Origin of the sequence: Pseudolysinimonas sp., assembly GCF_031389465.1 — a bacterium.
Taxonomy (GTDB): Bacteria; Actinomycetota; Actinomycetes; order Actinomycetales; family Microbacteriaceae; genus Pseudolysinimonas_A.
In genome coordinates, this window is sequence record NZ_JANMSQ010000027.1 from 1 (window position 1) to 5,497 (window position 5,497).

A 5,497-nucleotide genomic window follows, 5' to 3' on the forward strand; every position below is an offset into this window, starting at 1 on the left:
TCGCGCAGGAGGCTCCACAGCGCAAGCTCCGCGCGACGCAGGAAGACGATCGTGACGAGCATCGCGAGCGCGTGTGCGGCCCACATCTCCGGGTCTGTTCCGTGGTGGGCGACCGCCGGGTCGAGCACCGCTGGCGAAACGTGGTGGCTGGCCGCTGTCGCGGTGCCGGGCGTCAGCCACGAGAAGACGAGATGGAACGCGAGCTGCGACCCGGCGACAATCGCGACCAGGCGGGGGAGCGAGGCACGACGCCCGACCAGGAACGTGCCGAGCACCCCGGCGAAGACGAGGGCGGATCCGAGTGCAAGGGTGCTGGGAGCCGCACCGTCGGCGACCCCGTGCGAGACCGCGGCGGCAAGGGTGGCGAACGCGCCGGTGATCCACCCGCGCGCGACGCGTGACGCCCTACTCTGCACGGCATCCAGCCTAAGCGGCGCGCCGGGGCGGGGTTCCGCACGCGCTGCGAGCCCACGACCGCGGTTCGGGTTAGGCTCGATCACAACCTACGGGGAGGAGTGGTTATGGCGAGGATCGGTGAGAGCGCCGACCTGCTCAAGTGCTCCTTCTGTGGGAAGAGCCAGAAGCAGGTTCAGCAGCTCATTGCGGGCCCCGGTGTCTACATCTGCGACGAGTGCGTCGAACTCTGCAACGAGATCATCGAAGAGCGTCTCGCCGAAGCCGGCGAAGAGGCCACGAGCGAGTTCGACCTTCCGAAGCCGAAAGAGATCTTCTCGTTCCTCGAGGAGTACGTCATCGGGCAGGTGCCCGCGAAGAAGGCGCTCTCGGTTGCCGTCTACAACCACTACAAGCGCATCCGGGCCCGCGGCACCATCAGCGCCGCGGAGTCGGCCATCGACGACATCGACATTCAGAAGTCGAACATCCTGCTGATCGGTCCCACCGGCTGCGGCAAGACCTACCTCGCCCAGACCCTCGCGAAGCGGCTCAACGTGCCGTTCGCCGTCGCCGACGCCACCGCGCTTACTGAGGCCGGCTACGTCGGTGAGGATGTCGAGAACATCCTGCTGAAGCTCATCCAGGCCGCCGACTACGACGTCAAGCGGGCCGAGACCGGCATCATTTACATCGACGAGGTCGACAAGATCGCCCGCAAGGCCGAAAATCCGTCGATCACGCGCGACGTCTCGGGCGAGGGCGTGCAGCAGGCGCTGCTCAAGATTCTCGAAGGCACGACGGCTTCGGTGCCGCCCCAGGGGGGGCGCAAGCATCCGCACCAGGAGTTCATCCAGATCGACACGACGAATGTGCTGTTCATCGTGGCCGGCGCATTCGCCGGGCTCGAAGACATCATCTCGGCCCGGGTCGGCAAGCGCGGCATCGGTTTCGGCGCTCCACTGCACAGCAAGCGCGACGAGCAGCAACTGTTCAGTGAGGTGCTTCCCGAAGACCTGCACAAGTTCGGCCTCATCCCCGAGTTCATCGGTCGCCTCCCGGTCGTCACCACCGTCACGCCGCTCGACCAGGACGCGCTGATGCAGATCCTCACCGAGCCGAAGAACGCGCTCGTGCGGCAGTACCAGCGCATGTTCGAGATCGACGGCGTCGAGCTGGAGTTCGAGACGGATGCCCTCGAAGCGATCGCCGATCTCGCGAAACTGCGCCAGACCGGCGCTCGCGGCCTGCGGGCGATCCTCGAAGAGGTGCTCGGCCCGATCATGTTCGACGTGCCGAGCGATGACGATGTCGCGCGCGTTGTCGTGACGAAGGCCGCCGTGCTCGAGAACGCCGCACCGACGATCGTGCCGCGCGCACCGCGCCGTGCCGAGAAGTCCGCGTAGCGGAACCGCTCGACAAGCCCGGTCGCGCGCCATGCCTGACGTCATCCGTCCCCGGCGATTCAGTTCGGGCGACAGGGTCGCAATCGTCGCCCCGTCGCAGTCGCTCGCGTCGGTGTATCCGAAGGTCTACGCCGCAGGCCTCGCCACCCTGCGTGAGACGTTCGGACTCGAGGTCGTCGAGTTTCCGTCGACCGCCTTCGAGCCCGAGTACTCCTACAACCACCCCGAACTGCGGGCAGCCGACCTCAACGCCGCCTTCGCCGACGACTCGATTGCAGGCATCGTCGCGCAGATCGGCGGCACCGACTCCATCCGGCTGCTACCGCACCTCGACGTTGATCTCGCGGTGACGCATCCGAAGGTGTTGATCGGATACTCCGACACCTCGACGATGCTCACCACCTACGCGCGGGCCGGTCTCGTGACCTTCAACGGACCGTCAGTCATGGCCGGGTTCGCCCAACTGCGGCACTTCCCCGAACTCGAGCAGCACGTGCGGGACGTGTTGTTCGCGCCGGCAGGCACCCTGACCTACCGTGCGTATCCGCATTGGGTCGACCATTACCCCAACTGGCACCGGCAGGTCGGCCACGAGGTCGGCCAGCCGCACCCGCACGACGGCTGGCGTTGGTTGCAGGGGTCGGGCGCTGTGAGCGGTCGACTCTTCGGCGGATGCATCGAGGTGCTGCAGTTTCTGAAGGGCACCGCCTACTGGCCGGAGGCAGAGTTCTTCGCCGGACGCATCCTGTTTCTTGAGACCAGCGAAGACAAGCCGCCCGTGGCGTTCACCGAGCACTGGCTGCGCAGCTTCGGCATCGGCGGCGGGCTCGACAAGCTCGCGGGTCTGCTGATCGGTCGACCGCGCGACTACACGCCGGCCGAGTCGCGAGAACTGGATGCCGTCATCGTGCAGGTACTCGCCGAGTTCGGGCGCGACGACCTGCCCGTCGTCAGCAACCTCGACTTCGGCCACACCGATCCACAGTGGATCCTGCCGAACAACGTGCTGGCCGAGATCGACGTTTCGGGACGGAGCCTTCGGCTTCTCGAACCGGCAGTCGCAGAGGCGTTCGGCTAACAGTCAGGCGGCGCAGTCGTAGACCGCGAGATCGACGCGCCAGCGACCGCTCTCGTCGTACCAGCCATTGACCTTCGCGGTGGTGATGCGGCCCTCGCCCGCGGCACTGAGTACAAGCCACTCCGCCTCGGCGAGGATCACCGCCGACGGCGCCGCCGACCCCACGAGCGACTTCGCGGCCCCATACCCCACCTTCGTGCAGTCGTTGCCGCTGTAGGTGGCAAACGCCGGGAGACCGGAAACGGAACGGTGAGCGTCGAAGGCGGCCCGGGCGACCGCCGGATCCTCAACCTGGTACGCCGGGTCGGGCGTCGGTTTGGGCTTGGGCTCTTCGGTCGGCGTTGGCTTGGGCGCTTCGATCGGCTTCGGTTCCGGCTCGGTGTCGGGCGACACGTCCGCGTCCTTCGACGGCTCAGGGGTCGGCGTTGGCGTGGGCTTGGCGGGTGCTTCGGCGATCTCGCCCGCCCCGTCCGACTTGATCCCATCGAGCTTTTCCGGCGTCGCGGATGGCACCCCGCCCGTGAACGCGGCAAGCAGGCCGCCCGGGGTTGTCGCGGCGAACACGGTCGTCGGCACGGCAATCGCGACCGCCGCGAAGAGCGCCGCCGCGATGATGAGCGCCCCTTTCGACGCCAGAAGCTTTCTGATCATGATGTCCCCCCAGACCGATCAATGATTCATGGTGCCCCACCCGTCGCCGAAAGCGCGACTCCCCTGTTCGTGGGCCGCCAGGCCCGGCAGCGGACGCGGAGTTCTAGGCTGAGCGGATGCGCCCCGCCAGTCTCGCCCAACCGATCTTCGCGGGCCTCGTCGCGGGAGTCACCGGATTCGCGTCGTCGTTCGCCCTGCTGATCGCGGGACTGCGCAACGTCGGGGCGACCGACTACCAGGCAGCTTCGGGTCTGCTCGTGCTGTGCGTCGTGCCGGGGCTCATCACCGTCGTGCTGAGCACGATGTACCGCATCCCGATCTCGGTGGTCTGGTCGACACCCGCGGCCGCGCTGCTGCTGGCGTCAGAGGGCACCGACGACTTCCGCAGCGCCGCCGGGGCGTTCCTGCTGTGCGGTGTGCTGCTGGTGATCACCGGGCTGTGGCCGTGGCTCGCCCGCACGGTTACCCGCATCCCGAAACCGATCGCGAGTGCGATGCTCGCGGGCATCCTCTTTCCCATCTGTCTCGCACCCGTCACCGCAAGCGTGCAGGAGCCGTTGCTCGCCCTGCCGATCGTGCTGACCTGGCTCGTGCTCGCGAAGCTCGCGCCTCGGCTGGCGGTGCCTGCGGCCGTCGTCGTGACCGTCGTGGTTGTGGTGCTGTCGAGCAGCGGCGTCGACCTGTCCGGGGCGCGAGCGTTGCCGGTACTTGCTCCCGTCGTGCCGAGGCTCGACCTCGCGGTGGTGCTCGGCCTCGGCATCCCGATCTACCTGGTCACGATGGCGGGCCAGAACGTGCCGGGTTTCGCGGTGCTGCGCACCTTCGGCTACGAACATGCTCCGGCTCGCGCGATCTTCCTCAGCACCGGCGCGGGCAACCTGGTCGCCGCACCGTTCGGCGGCATCTCGCTCAACCTCGCGGCGATGACGGCGGCGATGGCGGCCGGCCCCGACGCCCACCCCGACCGCGAGAAGCGTTGGGTCGCGGCGGTCGCGGCCGGGGGATCGCTCGCCGTGCTGGGCCTGCTGTCGGGCGCGGCGACCGTGCTCGTGGCCGCGAGCCCGCCGATCCTCATCACCGCGGTCGCCGGGCTCGCACTGCTCGGGGCTCTCGTCGCCGCGGTGACGGCTGCCCTCGAGGAACCGGCACACCGGCTGGTCGCGATCGTCACCTTCCTCGTCGCGGTCTCGGGGGTGTCGATCGCCGGGATCGGCTCCGCGTTCTGGGCCCTCCTAGTCGGCGGCCTCGTGATGCTCTGGTTCCTTCCCTGGCGTCGAAAGCACCACCCCGAAGTGGTATCAGACTGATATAGTGACGGCATGGCGATCACGATCCGCATTCCCGACGAGCTCGATGCGCGTCTCGACCTCGTCGCGAAGGCCCAGCACACCTCTAAGAGCGCTCTACTGCTTCAAGGTGCGTCCTGGGTCGTTGAACGTCACTCCCGCCGCGCCGAGATCGACGCTGGGCTTGACTTCGTGCTGAGCCACGATGCCGAACTTCTCGCGCGCCTCGAAGACGCGTGACGCAGTACCTCGAACTCGACGACGCGCTGCACGCGGTGAGTCGGCTCGGCTTCCACGTGCGCGACGCGGGGCTGCTGGCGTCGGCGCTAGCCCGGCCCGCGACGACGATCTTCGGCGCCGACGCGTACGAAAGCCTCGAACTGAAGGCTGCCGCAATGCTCGAGTCATTGGCACGCAATCATCCGCTCATCGACGGCAACAAGCGGTCGGCCTGGACGCTGACTGTTTTGTTCCTGTGGATCAACGGCTACCGTCACGAGATGTCAACGGACACCGCGTTCGACCTTGTGCTCGGCGTTGCGCGCGGCGACCTCGAGGTGGATGCCGCGGCGACGATCATCCGCGCGCACCTCGTTACGAGAGACCGCGGCGCTTCAGCAGAGGCTCGATGACGGCGTCGCGGCCGCGGAACTCGCGGTACGCCTCGAGCGGATCCTTCGACC

7 protein-coding genes are annotated in these 5,497 nt (G+C 67.7%); 5 read left to right on the forward strand and 2 right to left on the reverse strand.

Annotation, left to right across the window (positions count from 1 at the left end):
• A partial coding sequence (locus RMO30_RS01100; RefSeq protein WP_309708361.1) for a hypothetical protein occupies positions 1-416 on the reverse strand: 416 nt, incomplete at its 3' end.
• 105 nt (positions 417-521) lie between these two features.
• Between RMO30_RS01100 and clpX the strand changes: the two genes are divergently transcribed.
• Positions 522-1,799 carry an ATP-dependent Clp protease ATP-binding subunit ClpX gene (clpX, locus tag RMO30_RS01105; RefSeq protein WP_309708363.1) on the forward strand — a complete coding sequence of 426 codons (1,278 nt, stop codon included), beginning with the start codon at positions 522-524 and terminating at the stop codon, positions 1,797-1,799.
• A 31-nt stretch (positions 1,800-1,830) separates the two neighbouring features.
• The gene (locus RMO30_RS01110) at positions 1,831-2,877 is read left to right on the forward strand and encodes an LD-carboxypeptidase (RefSeq protein ID WP_309708365.1); all 1,047 of its coding nucleotides are present in this window, start codon (positions 1,831-1,833) and stop codon (positions 2,875-2,877) included.
• A gap of 3 nt (positions 2,878-2,880) precedes the next feature.
• Here RMO30_RS01110 and RMO30_RS01115 read toward each other — a convergent pair whose 3' ends face one another.
• Positions 2,881-3,528: a hypothetical protein gene (locus RMO30_RS01115; protein ID WP_309708368.1), complete on the reverse strand. Its 648-nt coding sequence runs from the start codon at positions 3,526-3,528 to the stop codon at positions 2,881-2,883.
• 116 nt (positions 3,529-3,644) lie between these two features.
• Here RMO30_RS01115 and RMO30_RS01120 point away from each other — a divergent pair, with 116 nt between their 5' ends.
• The 3 genes from RMO30_RS01120 to RMO30_RS01130 are packed head-to-tail and all read left to right on the forward strand — an operon-like array spanning position 3,645 to position 5,446.
• A complete protein-coding gene (locus tag RMO30_RS01120) occupies positions 3,645-4,835 on the forward strand; it encodes a benzoate/H(+) symporter BenE family transporter (protein WP_309708372.1) in 1,191 nt (396 codons plus the stop codon).
• Positions 4,836-4,847: 12 nt separating this feature from the next.
• On the forward strand, positions 4,848-5,054 hold the full coding sequence (locus RMO30_RS01125) for a ribbon-helix-helix protein, CopG family (protein ID WP_309708374.1): 207 nt from the start codon (positions 4,848-4,850) through the stop codon (positions 5,052-5,054).
• Positions 5,051-5,446: a type II toxin-antitoxin system death-on-curing family toxin gene (locus RMO30_RS01130; RefSeq protein ID WP_309708377.1), complete on the forward strand. Its 396-nt coding sequence runs from the start codon at positions 5,051-5,053 to the stop codon at positions 5,444-5,446. The genes RMO30_RS01125 and RMO30_RS01130 overlap by 4 nt, the downstream gene beginning before the upstream one ends.
• Positions 5,447-5,497: the final 51 nt, after the last annotated feature.

Bases quoted from the DNA above. Each gene is read 5' to 3' on its own strand.
- clpX (WP_309708363.1), top strand. From the start codon at position 522: ATGGCGAGGATCGGTGAGAGCGCCGACCTGCTCAAGTGCTCCTTCTGT.
- RMO30_RS01110 (WP_309708365.1), top strand. From the start codon at position 1,831: ATGCCTGACGTCATCCGTCCCCGGCGATTCAGTTCGGGCGACAGGGTC.
- RMO30_RS01120 (WP_309708372.1), top strand. From the start codon at position 3,645: ATGCGCCCCGCCAGTCTCGCCCAACCGATCTTCGCGGGCCTCGTCGCG.
- RMO30_RS01125 (WP_309708374.1), top strand. From the start codon at position 4,848: ATGGCGATCACGATCCGCATTCCCGACGAGCTCGATGCGCGTCTCGAC.
- RMO30_RS01115 (WP_309708368.1), bottom strand. From the start codon at position 3,528: ATGATCAGAAAGCTTCTGGCGTCGAAAGGGGCGCTCATCATCGCGGCG.